14 protein-coding genes are annotated in these 12,876 nt (G+C 65.5%); 5 read left to right on the top strand and 9 right to left on the bottom strand.

The annotated features are described in order from the left end of the window. Positions 1-685: hypothetical protein (locus tag AC14A7_RS11175; RefSeq protein WP_484009038.1), on the bottom strand; the 685-nt coding region annotated here is incomplete at its 3' end. Positions 686-816: 131 nt separating this feature from the next. Between AC14A7_RS11175 and AC14A7_RS11170 the strand changes: the two genes are divergently transcribed. Beyond that, positions 817-1,359 (top strand): peptidylprolyl isomerase, encoded by a 543-nt coding sequence (locus AC14A7_RS11170; protein WP_484009037.1) that lies wholly within the window; start codon positions 817-819, stop codon positions 1,357-1,359. Between the two features lie 8 nt (positions 1,360-1,367). Further along, entirely contained in the window at positions 1,368-2,189 is an 822-nt protein-coding gene (locus tag AC14A7_RS11165; protein ID WP_484009035.1) for a rhomboid family intramembrane serine protease, read from the top strand. 91 nt (positions 2,190-2,280) lie between these two features. Here AC14A7_RS11165 and AC14A7_RS11160 read toward each other — a convergent pair whose 3' ends face one another. Continuing rightward, entirely contained in the window at positions 2,281-2,526 is a 246-nt protein-coding gene (locus AC14A7_RS11160; RefSeq protein WP_484009033.1) for a cell division protein CrgA, read from the bottom strand. Positions 2,527-2,606: 80 nt separating this feature from the next. Here AC14A7_RS11160 and AC14A7_RS11155 point away from each other — a divergent pair, with 80 nt between their 5' ends. Genes AC14A7_RS11155 through AC14A7_RS11145 form a run of 3 tightly spaced genes read left to right on the top strand, consistent with a single transcriptional unit; the run spans position 2,607 to position 4,176 of the window. Further along, positions 2,607-3,383, top strand: coding sequence for a class E sortase (locus tag AC14A7_RS11155; protein WP_484009031.1), 777 nt, complete (start codon positions 2,607-2,609; stop codon positions 3,381-3,383). After that, the gene (locus AC14A7_RS11150) at positions 3,383-3,541 is read left to right on the top strand and encodes a hypothetical protein (protein ID WP_484009029.1); all 159 of its coding nucleotides are present in this window, start codon (positions 3,383-3,385) and stop codon (positions 3,539-3,541) included. Before AC14A7_RS11155 ends, AC14A7_RS11150 begins: the two co-directional genes overlap by 1 nt. Then, a complete protein-coding gene (locus tag AC14A7_RS11145) occupies positions 3,538-4,176 on the top strand; it encodes an anthranilate synthase component II (protein ID WP_484009027.1) in 639 nt (212 codons plus the stop codon). Before AC14A7_RS11150 ends, AC14A7_RS11145 begins: the two co-directional genes overlap by 4 nt. On the opposite strand, the gene pknB is transcribed toward AC14A7_RS11145, so the two are convergent. The 7 genes from pknB to AC14A7_RS11110 all read right to left on the bottom strand — a co-directional run bounded on the left by pknB (position 4,173) and on the right by AC14A7_RS11110 (position 12,848). Beyond that, positions 4,173-5,879, bottom strand: coding sequence for a Stk1 family PASTA domain-containing Ser/Thr kinase (gene pknB / locus AC14A7_RS11140; protein ID WP_484009025.1), 1,707 nt, complete (start codon positions 5,877-5,879; stop codon positions 4,173-4,175). The two genes, AC14A7_RS11145 and pknB, sit on opposite strands and share 4 nt — an antisense overlap. A 65-nt stretch (positions 5,880-5,944) precedes the next feature. After that, positions 5,945-7,576, bottom strand: a complete 1,632-nt coding sequence (locus tag AC14A7_RS11135; RefSeq protein ID WP_484009023.1) for a protein kinase domain-containing protein — start codon at positions 7,574-7,576, stop codon at positions 5,945-5,947. Then, on the bottom strand, positions 7,573-9,030 hold the full coding sequence (locus AC14A7_RS11130) for a peptidoglycan D,D-transpeptidase FtsI family protein (RefSeq protein ID WP_484009021.1): 1,458 nt from the start codon (positions 9,028-9,030) through the stop codon (positions 7,573-7,575). Before AC14A7_RS11130 ends, AC14A7_RS11135 begins: the two co-directional genes overlap by 4 nt. Next, complete coding sequence (locus tag AC14A7_RS11125) at positions 9,027-10,433, bottom strand: FtsW/RodA/SpoVE family cell cycle protein (protein ID WP_484009019.1); 1,407 nt, start codon at positions 10,431-10,433, stop codon at positions 9,027-9,029. Before AC14A7_RS11125 ends, AC14A7_RS11130 begins: the two co-directional genes overlap by 4 nt. Continuing rightward, positions 10,417-11,661: a PP2C family protein-serine/threonine phosphatase gene (locus AC14A7_RS11120; protein ID WP_484009017.1), complete on the bottom strand. Its 1,245-nt coding sequence runs from the start codon at positions 11,659-11,661 to the stop codon at positions 10,417-10,419. Before AC14A7_RS11120 ends, AC14A7_RS11125 begins: the two co-directional genes overlap by 17 nt. 3 nt (positions 11,662-11,664) lie before the next feature. Next, positions 11,665-12,165: an FHA domain-containing protein FhaB/FipA gene (locus AC14A7_RS11115; protein WP_484009015.1), complete on the bottom strand. Its 501-nt coding sequence runs from the start codon at positions 12,163-12,165 to the stop codon at positions 11,665-11,667. Further along, positions 12,165-12,848 (bottom strand): FhaA domain-containing protein, encoded by a 684-nt coding sequence (locus AC14A7_RS11110; protein ID WP_484009013.1) that lies wholly within the window; start codon positions 12,846-12,848, stop codon positions 12,165-12,167. Before AC14A7_RS11110 ends, AC14A7_RS11115 begins: the two co-directional genes overlap by 1 nt. Positions 12,849-12,876: the final 28 nt, after the last annotated feature.

Raw genomic sequence — 12,876 nt, 5'->3', positions numbered from 1 at the left:
AGTTCGATTCTCCTAGGCTCCACACGATATTCATCCGCCCCGCCGCTCCTGCGGCGGCCGCGGTTGAAACTCCCGCCGACACTTTTGTGGGCGCAAGGAAAAGACCCGAGGCCACTGGCCCCGGGTCTTTTGTGGTTCTGGCTGAGGGTTCGACCCCTACCAACTCGTCGTCTGCCTCTTCTGGCTCTGGCTCGTCTTCAACCCAGAGGGAGTCGTCGGCGCGCAGCGTCTGCCATGCCGCGTACGCGACACCCGCGACGGCAACGATCGCGACACCAAGCACGATGTACTTGGCTGGGCCGGATGACGACTTGGGAGGCTCAACGAGCCCCGTCTTCGACGCGGTGAGCTGCGCCTTGCGCTTGCCGGACTCGAGCGCCGCGATGGCGACGCCCAGTGCGCTGGTCAGCGCGGGGATGACGTCGTCAGCGACCTTCTCGCGACCAGAGTGCGCGGCAGAGCGGGTGGCCTCGAGGCCGTGGCGCACCGCGGGACGAACCCGGTCGTCGAACGTCTCTCGCACGCGGGGCGCTACCTCTTCGCGAGCGTAGTTCGCCGCCTGGCGGCTGGCACTGCGCACGACCTTGGAGGCGTGCTCGAGTACTTCGCGCTGGTCAGCGAGCAGCTCTTCCGTCTGGTGCTTGAGCCGATTCAATTCCCGCTGGCGCTTGCGTGACAGTCCCATGAGAACCTCCGTGTCGGTGTACGTGTACAGCCTTATCCTTCCACGCAACCCCGCGAACGCGAGGCGGACAAGCTGTGAGGTGCATGTGTGCCTCCCCGGAGGGGCTGGGCGCTCTGTGCAAGAATTGTCGAATGCCTCTGCACACTTCCGTAGCCACCATTTCTACATCTCTCGGCGACATCCGGGTCAACATCCTCGGCAACCACGCACCGAAGACGGTTGCCAACTTCGAGGGCCTCGCCACCGGATCCATTGAGTGGACCCACCCGGCGACCGGAGAGAAGAAGGTCGGAACGCCCCTCTACGACGGCGTCATCTTCCACCGCATCATCAAGCAGTTCATGCTGCAGGGTGGCGACCCGCTCGGCCAGGGCGTCGGCGGCCCCGGCTTCGAGTTCGACGACGAGATCCACCCAGAGCTCACGTTCAACGAGCCCTACGTGCTCGCCATGGCGAACGCCGGCACACGCGGAGGCAAGGGCACCAACGGCTCACAGTTCTTCATCACGACAGTTCCCACCCCGTGGCTGCAGGGCAAGCACACCATCTTCGGCTTCGTCGCCGACGAGGAGTCCAAGCGGGTCGTCGACGCGATCGAGGCTGTGCCGACCGATGGGCGCGACAAGCCGCTCGACGACGTCGTCATCCGCTCGGTCACCGTCGAGCAGGTCTAGCGCCCTTCGTGTCAGACCTTCCGTACGACCGGGAGAACTACTGCTACCGGCACCCCGACCGGCAGAGCTTCATCCTCTGCCAGCGGTGTGGCAAGACCGTCTGCACTGCGTGCCAGACCCAGGCCTCCGTTGGAGTGCACTGCCCTGACTGCGTGAAGACCGCGCGTCAGAACGCTCCGAGGCAGCGGCCGGCTGCGGTACGCGCCGCACGCGCCTGGCGCAGCGGCACGGATCGCCCGCTTGCGACATATGCAGTGCTGGCTCTGATGGTGGTCTTCTTCGCTGTCGGGCTGATACCGGGGGCGATTGCGTCACTGGCTTACTTCCCGTTCGCCACCATCCTGCAGCCATGGACGGTTCTCACCTACCCGTTCGTGCATGTCAGCCCGTTCTCACTTCTGCTCGATGGCCTGATCATGTTCCTGATCGGTCGACAGATCGAGCAGATGCTCGGGCGCAGCAGATTCGTCAACCTGTTTCTCGTGTCTGCCATGGCCGGGGCTGTCGCGATGCTGGTCTTCGTGCCTGCCGGAGCGCTCATCGGCACTGGTCCGGTGGTGTGGGGAATGTTCGGGGCGATCATTGTCTACTCCCGGTCGCAAGGCGGCAACGTCACCGGCTTGCTCGTCATGCTCGGCTTGTTCCTCGTTCTCGGCTTCGTCATCGGCAGTACGTGGCAGGCCAACATCGGGGGGCTCGTAGCCGGACTCGCGCTGACCGCGGTCTACCTTCGCTTCGGAGCCATTCGTCAGCAGCGGCAGCGCACCATGGCGGTAGCCGGTATCGTGGGCGCGCTCGTGCTCATCGCCGCCCTTGTGCTGGTGCGCTGAGAGTTCTCCACAGGCCAGTCCACAATGGGGATAATTACACGGATGTAACTCGAATCACCCTCAGTCGGGGGGTTCCGTGCAGTGTGGCGGGTTAGCGCCAGCGCATCGTCATGAGGAAGCCGACGAACATGATGCCGAAACCGACGACGATGTTCCACGTTCCCAGCGAGGCGATCGGAAGCGAAGTCTGGCTCATGTAGTAAACGATGATCCAGGCGAGGCCGACGAGCATGAACCCGAACATGACCGGCTTGAACCAGACTGCATTGGGAACGGGATCGCCAGACTGCACCTTGGGGGTCGAATCGGACGTGGTGCGTGCTGAAGTGCGGGCCATGCAGGGAATTCTAGCCCTAATCCATATGCGAAGGCATCGAGCTCGTCTCTCGCCCCGCTCGTCAACCGTAGAATCAAGGAATGACTGACGAGCTCGTGACCGCACCGCGGGCCGCCCAGCGGCGGGCCCGCAAGCGGCTCAGCCTCGTTGGAGTGCTGGGCGAGCTGCTCATCACCGGCGGGGTGCTGGTGCTGCTGTTCCTCGGCTGGCAGCTCTGGCTGAACGACATCATCTTCGGAGCCTCCCAGCAGCAGGCCGCAGAGCAGCTGAGCGAGGAGTGGGAGGAGTCGGCACCGACCCCCGAGGACCCCGCTGTGCAGCCTGGCACGGGCGAACCTGTCGTCATGGCTGCGCCGAAGGAGAACGTGTCGTTCGCGAACCTCATCGTTCCCCGCCTCGGTGTCGACTTCAAACGTCCTATCGCCGAGGGAGTCGGCAACTCCGTGCTCAACAATGCCGCACTCGGCACCGGTCACTACCCCTCGTCCGCGATGCCGGGCGGCATCGGCAATGTCGCCCTCTCTGCGCATCGCACCGCCTATGGCGGGTCGTTCCACAACATCCACCAGCTCGTCATCGGCGATGCCATCTACGTCGAGACCAAGGACGGCTGGTACAAGTACATCTTCCGTAGTCTGGAGTACGTGAAGCCAACGGGCGTCGGCGTTATCCTTCCCGTTCCCCAGCAGCCAGACGCGCAGCCGACGCAGCGCCTGATCACGCTCACGACCTGCAACCCGTTCCTCTCGTCGGCCGAGCGCATCATCGCCTACGGCGTCTACGACTCGTGGTACCCGAGAGACGGTGGAGCTCCGGCTGAGATCGCGAGCCTCGTCACGGCATCGGAGGCGCGCTGATGTATGCGGCACTGTGGCGAGCACTGCCCGGTCCGGTCTGGCTGCGGGTCATCATCCTCGTCGTGATGGCAGCGGCACTGCTGACCGTTCTCGTACTATGGGTCTTTCCGCTTATCGACTCGTTGACGACTCCGCAGGATGTGATCGTAGAAGAATGACCCACGTACTCGTCGTCGATAACTACGACAGCTTCGTCTACACACTCAACGGATACCTCCTGCAGCTGGGGGCAGAGACGACTGTCGTGCGCAACGACGCATTCAGCGCCGATGAGGCAGCCGACTACATCGCGGATTTCGATGCCGTGCTGTTGTCGCCAGGCCCGGGCACCCCCGCCGATGCGGGCGTGTCCATTCCAATCGTTCACGCCGCGCTCGCCGCGGGCACCCCGCTGCTCGGTGTCTGCCTTGGACATCAGGCCATCGCCGAGGCCCTCGGCGGAGTCGTCACCCACGCAGACGAGCTCATGCACGGCAAGACATCTCTCATCGAGCACGACAGCAGTGCCTTCTACGACGGTGTGCCCCAGCCCTTCACTGCAACGAGGTACCACTCACTCGCAATCGTCGACTCGACCATGCCGGAAGAGCTCACCGTCACCTCGAAGACGGCGGGCGGCGTCATCATGGGGGTGCAGCACGAGAGTGCTCCGATCTACGGTGTGCAGTTTCACCCGGAGTCGGTGCTCACCGAGGGCGGCTATCGCATGCTGGGCAACTGGCTCGCCGTCGCAGGACTGCCGCAGGCCGCAGAGACAGCCAAGGGGCTCACGCCCCTCGTGCGCTTCGCTTAGACGCCGCCGCAGTACTTGATCGTTATCGGCGATCGCTGCGCCTGGTCACCGATGATCGACTGACTGGAAACAGTGCCACCGGTGCAGCCAAGGTCGGCCTGGGTCGTCACCTGAAGCTGCAGTGCCTGAAGTGTCGACGACGCCTCGCCGATCGGCTTGCCAGTCACGTCGGGAATCGTCACGAGCCCGTCGGATACGACAAAGTCGATCGCGGTGCCCTTCGACGCCGTGTCGTTGGCCGATGGACTCTGCGACATGACCAGCCCGGCTGCCTGACTGGGCGAATGGGATGTTGTCACCGACCCGACGGTGAAGCCCGCATTCGTGATCACTAGCTCTGCATCCGCCTGCGCCACTCCGACGATCTGGGGAATCGCGACCTTTGCGGGACCCGACGAGACGTAGACCTTGATGACCTCCTGGAGGCGCACCTTCTCGCCGGCGGGCGGGTCGGTCTCGAGGATGGTTCCCTCGATCGTGTCATCGTTGGGCACGTCGATGCGCTCTGGCACGAGCTTCGCCTTGATGAGCGCAGCCTCACCGGTTTCGAAACTCTGGTTCAGCACGTCGGGCACCGTGACGGCGAGGTTGTTGCCGAGGTCGGACTGCGTGAGGCTGAGCGTCCAGACCAGCACGGATGCGACCACGACGATCAGAACGGCGACGCCACCCCAGAGCCAGGCGACCGGCGGGCGCTGCTGGGTGCGAACGACGCGCTCGTCGTCAGACACCGTCAACTGCCGGAAGGTTGCCTCTGCTCCTGCCGTGACGCTCGGGTTGACGCCGAACAGGGCGGAGTTGAACTCGTCGGCTCCATGGCCTCGGCGGGCAGAGAGGGTTCCGGCGCGGGCAGCCGCGACCGCCTCGCGGAACTCGGCGGCACTCTGGAAGCGGTTGAAGCGATCCTTGGCGACGGAGCGAAGCACGACGGCGTCGACCGCGGGAGACACCTTGGCGTTGACGGCGCTCGGCGGGATCACCGCCTGGTTGACGTGCTGGTAGGCGACCGCGACCGGATTGTCGTCGACGAACGGAGCCCGACCGGTGAGCATCTCGAACAGCATGATGCCGGTGGAGTACAGGTCGGTGCGGGCGTCGACGGCTTCTCCCCGTGCCTGCTCTGGCGAGAAGTACTGGGCGGTTCCCATGATCGTGCTGGTCTGGGCGATGGTGGCAGACGACTCGGCGACCGCTCGTGCGATGCCGAAGTCCATGACCTTGATCTGGCCGCTCGAGGTGACCATGACATTGGCCGGCTTGATATCGCGGTGGATGACGCCCGCGCGGTGCGAGTACTCGAGAGCGGTGAGCACACCCTCGGTGATGCGCAGCGCCTCGTCGGGGTCGAGGGGGCCGCCGGCGATGATCTCGGAGAGCGGTCGGCCCTCGACGTACTCCATGATGATGAAGGGTGCCTGCACCTCGGAGCCGTTCGCGTCGGTGACGGTCTCCTCCCCGGCGTCGAAGATGCGCACGATCGTGGGGTGGGCCATCTTCGCCGCGTCCTGCGCCTCACGACGGAAGCGCACCCGGAACGCGGGATCGGACGCCAACGACGGCTTGAGAAGCTTGATTGCGACCTTGCGGCCGAGTCGCGAGTCGAGACCGACGTGCACGTCGGCCATCCCGCCGCGGCCAATGAGGGTGCCGACCTGGTAGCGGCCGGCGAGCAGGGCGGTGCCCTGCGTCACTCCATCAGTCACAAAGTTCTCCTTGGCAGCCGCGAACATGCTCGTTCAGTGTAACGGCCCGGGTTCGAGCGGGCCTCCTACGGGAGGATGACCGTGTAGGTGACGACATCGGACGACGGCGAGTTCAGCTCACCGCAGTGGACGACGTAGCTGATCGTCGAGGTGGCCTCGACGTCGGGGAAGGTGAGCGTCAGCGTCGTCGTTCCCGCCGGGATCTCCGTCGCCGACGGTGTGGCGTTGCTGACGGTGAAGGTGTAGCCAGACAAGGGGAAGCCGGTGGGGCATCCGGTGTAGGCCGCCCAGTTCACGTCGAGGTCGGAGCCCGCGTCCTGTTCGCTGTTGCCCGGGCTTACCGTTGTCGGCTTCGGCGGCGTGGGGATGGGCGAGTAGAAGGTGACGGCGATCACCTGGTTCTTCGAGACCCGACCCTCCGGGTTGATCGCATAGGCGGTGCCGACGAGGTCACTGGATGGTGCGGAGCGCCCGTCGACCGCGTCGAGCTGCAGTCCCTTGTCTTCGAGCACCTGGGTGACCTGTGCCTTGGTGAGGCCCTCGACATCGGCAAGGGCGATGGTGATCGGCGCAGCAGTCGGGGTTGGAGACGCGCTTGGCGTCGAGGAGACGCTCGGGGAACCCGACGGGGTTGGCTTCTCATCGGGATTGGCGAGCAAGGCGATGATGATGCCGATGAGCACGACGGCGAGCACGGCGATGAGGGCGATGAGCGGCCAGGTCCACGGGTTGCGCTTGCGTGGCGGCTCTGTCGGGGTGGCCACGGTCGTCGGCAGCAGGCGAGTTGGATCCTCGTTGCGGCCGTAGTTGGCACCAGCAGTTGCGGCGAGGGACCCGGCACCGATGATGCCGGGAACGGCGGCGGCGGCCGCGTTGACATCCCCGCGGCGAAGCGACTGGGCCGCGCGGGCGAAGTGGGCCGCCGAGGCAGGCCGATCGGCCGGCTTCTTCGCAATGCTCGAGTAGACGAGGTTGCGCACGGGCTCTGGCACACTCGACGGCAGTTCTGGCGGGGTCTCGTTGATCTGCGCCATGGCGATGGCCACCTGCGACTCACCCGTGAACGGGCGACGGCCGGCGAGCATCTCGTAGGCGACGATTCCGAGCGAGTAGACGTCGGTGCTCGGGGAGGCCGGATGCCCGCTCGCCTGCTCCGGCGAGAGGTACTGCACTGTGCCCATGACCTGGCCGGTCGCGGTGAGTGGAACCTGGTCGGCGATGCGGGCGATGCCGAAGTCGGTGATCTTGACCCGGCCATCCGGGGTGATCAACAGGTTGCCCGGCTTGATGTCTCTGTGCACGAGACCGGCGGCGTGGGCTGCCTGGAGCGCCATGGCCGTCTGCGCGACGATGTCGAGCACGCGGTCGGTGGTGAGCACGCGCTCCCGCTCGATGATCGCGCTGAGTGCCTCGCCCGGCACGAGCTCCATCACGAGGAAGGCGGAGCCATCCTCCTCGCCGTAGTCGAAGACGTTGGCGATGCCCTCGTGGTTCACGAGCGCTGCGTGACGGGCCTCTGCACGGAACCGCTCGAGGAAGCCGGGGTCGCCGAGGTACTCGTCTTTGAGGATCTTGATCGCAACGGTGCGTCCGATGACGAGGTCGGTTGCCTGCCAGACCTCGCCCATGCCGCCGATGGCGACGCGACTCGACAGCTGGTATCGACCACCGAAGGTGAGGCCGCTTGTGGGTCTCATCTGCTCAGCACCGCCTCGATCACTTTCTTTGCCATTGGGGCTGCCACGGTGTTTCCGAAGGCATTGCTCGTGCGTCCACCGCTGTTCTCAATGACGACTGCTATCGCGACCTGCGGGTTGACAGCCGGGGCGAAACCGGTGAACCAGAGAGTGTACGGCTCACCATCGCCGTTCTCAGCAGTGCCGGTCTTGCCAGCTACATCGATACCGCTAATTCTTGCATTACTGGCCGCGCCGTTGGCCACTCCGTTGACCAGCATCTGAGTAAGAGTCGACGCTGTCGACTCGCTGATCGGGTTTCCGTACACGGTCGGCTCGAAGTCCTGGATGACGGTGAGGTCGTCACCGACGACCCGCTCAACGACGGTCGGCTGCATGACCGTTCCGCCGTTCGAGATGCCGGCTACCACCATCGCCATCTGCAGGGGCGTGACCTTGTCGTCGAACTGGCCGAACGAGGAGAGCATGAGCTGCGCGTCGTCCATACCGCTCGGGTAGACACTCGGCGTTGCTGCCATAGGGATGTCGATCTGCGAGCCGAATCCGAATCCTTCTGCCACCGACCGAATCTGGTCTTCGCCAAGGGCGACCCCGAGCTGCGCGAACGGGATGTTGCACGAGAGTCGAAGAGCCGTGGCGATCGTCGCCGTCTCTGTTCCACCGCACGAACCGCCCTCGACGTTGGAGATGACGGAGCTGGACTGCGGCAGCTGAAGCGTGCGCGGGTTCGGGAACTCCGATTCCGGCGTGTACTGGCCGCTCTCGATCGCAGCCGCCGCGACGAGGATCTTGAACGTCGACCCCGGGCGGTACAGGTCGCCGGCGATCGCACGGTTGATGAGCGGCTTGGCCGGGTTGGCCAGCAGGTCTTTGTAGCGGGTGATGATCTCGGCACCCGTCTCGTGGGCCGATAGCGTGTTCGGGTCGTACGACGTCTTCGAGACCATGGCGAGGATGGCGCCCGTGGTCGGGTCGATGGCGACGATCGCGCCGGTGTTATCGCCCATCGCATCCCACGCCGCCTGCTGCACGACGGGGTCGATGGTCAGCTCGACGGAGGCGCCGGCCGGGTCCTTGCCGGTGAAGAGCGCGTTGACCTGATCCATGAAGAGCTCGTTGGACGAGCCGCTCAGGTACTCGTTGTAGGCGTCCTCTATGCCGGTGTTGCCCTGGTTGAGCGTGAGGTATCCGGTGACGGGTGCATACAGTGGCCCGTTCGAGTAGACCCGGAGGTAGGAGTACGCGTCGTCGACGGGCACCGACTCTGCGACTGCAACGCCGTCGACGAGGATGGGTCCGCGCTCGGTGGAGAAGCTGTCGTAGAGCACGCGCACGTTGCGGCTGTCGCTGCTCAGGCTGTCGACGGCGAATACCTGGATGATCGAGGTCGACAGGAAGAGCGTCGTGAACATGAGCACGATCACGATGCTGACGCGACGGAGTTCCTTGTTCATTCGATCACCGCCCGCGGCTCGTTGCGCACGGTGTCAGACAGGCGAAGCAGCAGCGCAACGATGATCCAGTTGGCGACGAGCGAGGATCCGCCCGCGGCGAGGAACGGCGTGGTGAGTCCGGTGAGCGGGATGACCCGCGTCACGCCGCCGATGACGATGAACACCTGGAGGCCGATGACGAACGCGAGGCCAACGGCAAGAAGGCGACCGAAGTCATCCTGTCCGGCGAAGCCGATGCGGAAGCCGCGGGACACGAGCAGCAGGTAGAGGCACAGGATGGCGAACAGCCCGATCAGGCCGAGCTCTTCACCGAGGCTCGCGATGATGTAGTCGCTCTCGGCGAGGGGCACGATGCCGGGACGTCCCTGGCCGAGGCCCGTGCCGATGACCCCGCCGTTGGCGAGACCGAACATTCCCTGCAGCAGCTGGTAGCTGCCTCCGGATGCCTCGTAGTTGTCCTGGTCGAACGCGTCGAGCCACGTGTCGAACCGCTTGCCGACGTAGCCGAGCACCTGGCTGGCGATGAGGGCACCGGAGACGAACAGGCTCACCCCGAGCACGATCCAGCTCGCCCGACCCGTCGCAACGTAGAGCATCACGAGGAAGAGGCCGAAGTAGAGCAACGAGGTTCCGAGGTCGCGCTGCCAGACGAGCACGACCATGGCGGCAAAGAAGACGACGAGGATGGGGCCGAGATCGCGGGCGCGCGGGAACGTCATCCAGAGAACGCGGCGTCCGACCATCGAGAGGGAGTCGCGCGCGGTCACGAGATACCCGGCGAAGAACACCGCGAGGGCGATCTTGCCGACCTCGGCCGGCTGGAAGTTGAGCGGGCCGAGCTGGATCCAGATGTGGGCCCCGTTGACCGGCCGGAAGAACGGCAGTGCGGGAAGAACCAGCAGCGCGGCTCCGATGAACATCGCGGTGAAGCGGTACTTCTGCAGCACGCGGTGGTTGCGCAGCACCGCGATCACGACGATCGCAAGGGTGATCGCGATCGCGGTCCAGGCGATCTGCCGAATGCCAGCGCTCTGCCACCCCTCGTAGCCGTCGCCGAGGTCGAGGCGGTAGATCATCGCGATGCCAAGCCCGTTGAGCACTGTCGCGATCGGAAGGATGAACGGGTCGGCGTTGGTCGCGACGATGCGAAGCGCGACGTGCATCGCGAACACCAGCACCGACAAGCCGAAACCGAGAGTGGCAAGAGTCCAGTCGATCGACCCCTTCACCCCGAGCTGCACGAGCAGGATCGTCACCGTGTTGATGACGCACGCGAACACCAGAAGCAGGAGCTCGATGTTGCGCAGCCGTGACGGCGCACGCAGGCGAATACGGATCGACCCCGTAACGGGGTTCGACGTCGGTCGCGCGGCCGTGGCCGCGGCGCTACTTGGTGCTGTCATCGATCAGCTGATTCACTATTCGCTCGGCGTCGGCGAGGCTGCTGGCGCTGATCGTCGACTCGATGCGCTGGCGGTTGAAGGGGGTCAGTTCGTCGAGTTCCAGCGACGTGTCGCGAAACACGGAGTGCAGCGAGAACGGGCCGATATTCTGCTGCACCCCCTGGTAGATCGCCACACTGTCGCCGTTGGCGCCGACGTAGTACTGGCGCTGCGTGTACTGGTAGCCGATGAGGGCAGCGGCGACGAGTGCGGCGACGACGAGGCTGATGATGACTATGAGTCCGATGCGGCGGCGGCGTGCGCGGCGGCGGTCCTCGATGATGAGCTCGTCGAGGAACTCCTCTGACTCCGGTTCGAAGTGGGAGTCGTCTGGCTTGGTTGCCTTGAGTGGATGCAGCAGCAGCGTGGGAAGGCGCAGCGGCTTCTTGCCGGTGTCGCCGTCGTACCCGAGGCTGCCGGCGGCCGAGCCGACCATGGCCGCGGGGGAGTGCGCCGCGCTGCCGGTGCCGTCGATATCGACGACGACCACCGTGACGTTGTCTGGCGCACCCTGGTCGAGACTCTCCTTGACGAGCTTCTCTGCCGCCGACTGCGCGTCGGCCTCGACGCTCAGGGCGGTCGTGATGCGGTCGACGGGCACGTAGGAGCTGAGACCGTCGGAGCACAGCAGCCAGCGATCGCCGGCCTGGGTGTCGAGAACGAGGGTGTCGATCTCTGGGGTCGCGTCGACATCCCCGAGCACGCGCATGAGCACGGAGCGACGCGGGTGCACCGCCGCCTCCTCCTCGGTGATGCGGCCGCTGTCGACGAGGCGCTGCACGAAGGTGTGGTCGCTGGTGACCTGCTCGAGAGATCCCTCGCGGAGGCGGTAGATGCGGGAGTCGCCGATGTGGGCGACGGCGACGCGGGTGCCGACGAGCAGCATCCCGCTCACCGTCGTTCCCATGCCGGTCAGCTCGCCGTGGTCGAAGACCGTCTCGGTGAGGATGCCGTTGGCGGCCAGAAGCGCCGAGCGAAGTGCCTCTGCCGCCTCCTCCGCCGTCGGGAAGGCCCGGTCGATGGTGGCGACGTGCTTGATGGTCAGTGCAGAGGCGACGTCGCCGCCCGCGTGGCCGCCCATGCCGTCGGCGACGACGAAGAGGTGGGACCCGGCGTATCCGCTGTCTTGGTTGTTGCTGCGGATCTTGCCGACGTGCGAGACGGCTGCGCTCTTGTTCGCCTGGGCCATGGACTACCGCCGGAGCTCGAACGTCGTCGTGCCGATGGTGACGGGAGTGTTGAGAGGCACGAGCGTCGGGGCCTTGACCGGGGAGCCGTCGAGGGTTGTTCCGTTGGTGGAGTCGAGGTCTTCGACCATCCAGCCCGTGGCGCCGAGCAGCAGCCGCGCATGATGGGTCGAGGTGTAGTCGTCGCGAATGACGAGGTCGGATTCGCTGGAGCGCCCGATGGTGAGCAGCTCCTCTGGCAGCGAGATCTCCAGGCCCTCCTTGGCGCCGGCGGTGACGACGAGGCGCGTCGCCGTTCCCGTCTGGGCGGGGGTGGCCTTCGGCTTGGCGGGCGCGGGCGCCGGTGCGGCGGGGGCGAAGCTCGGCGCAGCCTGGGCGGGGGACGGCAGCTTGCGCGTCTTCTGCCCGAACAGGTCGCTGCGCAGCGTGAACAGGATGACGAACACGAACACCCACATAAGGATGAGGAATCCGACCTTGAGAACGAACAGCGTCAGCTCGCCCATCAGCTGCGTCCCTCCGAGGCCGCCTGCGCGAGCACGCGGAACACGATGCGGGTGCGGCCGATGTCGATAACGGAGTCGGGCTCGAGCAGCGCCTTGACGACCGGCTGGCCGTTGAGCAGCGCGCCATTCGTCGAGCCGAGGTCGTTCACCTGGCCGCGCTTGCCATCCCACAGGATCTCGATGTGCTTGCGCGAGATGCTCGTGTCGTCGACGGTGATGTCTGCCTCCGTGCCGCGGCCGATGACGGTGCGCGAGCGCACGATCGGGTAGTGGGTTCCGTCGATGTCGAGCACCGGGGTCCAGGCGATCTCGCCTTTGACGTTGACCGACTGGATGTCGATCATTCCCTGCGTGAGGTTCGGAGCGTTCTCGAAACTGATCGAGATGCCTCCGGCGAAGCTGTAGCGCTGTGCGGCCGCGTGGCTCTGCACCAGCTGCGTCAGCTCGTCGATGAGCGCCTCGCCGAGCCCGATGATGCGCTCGTAGTCGTCTGGCGAAAGGCGCACGACGAACTTGTTCGGCACGAGAATGCGGTCGCGGGAGACAACCGCCGCCTTGGTATCGAGTTCGCGGCGGAGGGCCGCGGTGATCTCGACCGGCTGCAGACCACTCTTGAAGGTCTTGGCGAATGCGCCGTTGACGGCGCGCTCAAGACCCTTCTCAAAGTTGTCGAGAAGACCCAACGGTTCTCCTTCGGTCGCGGTAGGCCGT

It is taken from the genome of Conyzicola sp., assembly GCF_057073975.1.
This window is presented reverse-complemented; position numbering and strand designations above follow the sequence as displayed.

Bases quoted from the DNA above. Each gene is read 5' to 3' on its own strand.
- AC14A7_RS11150 (WP_484009029.1), top strand. From the start codon at position 3,383: ATGTATGCGGCACTGTGGCGAGCACTGCCCGGTCCGGTCTGGCTGCGG.
- AC14A7_RS11155 (WP_484009031.1), top strand. From the start codon at position 2,607: ATGACTGACGAGCTCGTGACCGCACCGCGGGCCGCCCAGCGGCGGGCC.
- AC14A7_RS11145 (WP_484009027.1), top strand. From the start codon at position 3,538: ATGACCCACGTACTCGTCGTCGATAACTACGACAGCTTCGTCTACACA.
- AC14A7_RS11120 (WP_484009017.1), bottom strand. From the start codon at position 11,661: ATGGCCCAGGCGAACAAGAGCGCAGCCGTCTCGCACGTCGGCAAGATC.
- AC14A7_RS11125 (WP_484009019.1), bottom strand. From the start codon at position 10,433: ATGACAGCACCAAGTAGCGCCGCGGCCACGGCCGCGCGACCGACGTCG.
- AC14A7_RS11135 (WP_484009023.1), bottom strand. From the start codon at position 7,576: ATGAGACCCACAAGCGGCCTCACCTTCGGTGGTCGATACCAGCTGTCG.
- AC14A7_RS11160 (WP_484009033.1), bottom strand. From the start codon at position 2,526: ATGGCCCGCACTTCAGCACGCACCACGTCCGATTCGACCCCCAAGGTG.
- AC14A7_RS11130 (WP_484009021.1), bottom strand. From the start codon at position 9,030: ATGAACAAGGAACTCCGTCGCGTCAGCATCGTGATCGTGCTCATGTTC.
- AC14A7_RS11170 (WP_484009037.1), top strand. From the start codon at position 817: ATGCCTCTGCACACTTCCGTAGCCACCATTTCTACATCTCTCGGCGAC.
- AC14A7_RS11115 (WP_484009015.1), bottom strand. From the start codon at position 12,165: ATGGGCGAGCTGACGCTGTTCGTTCTCAAGGTCGGATTCCTCATCCTT.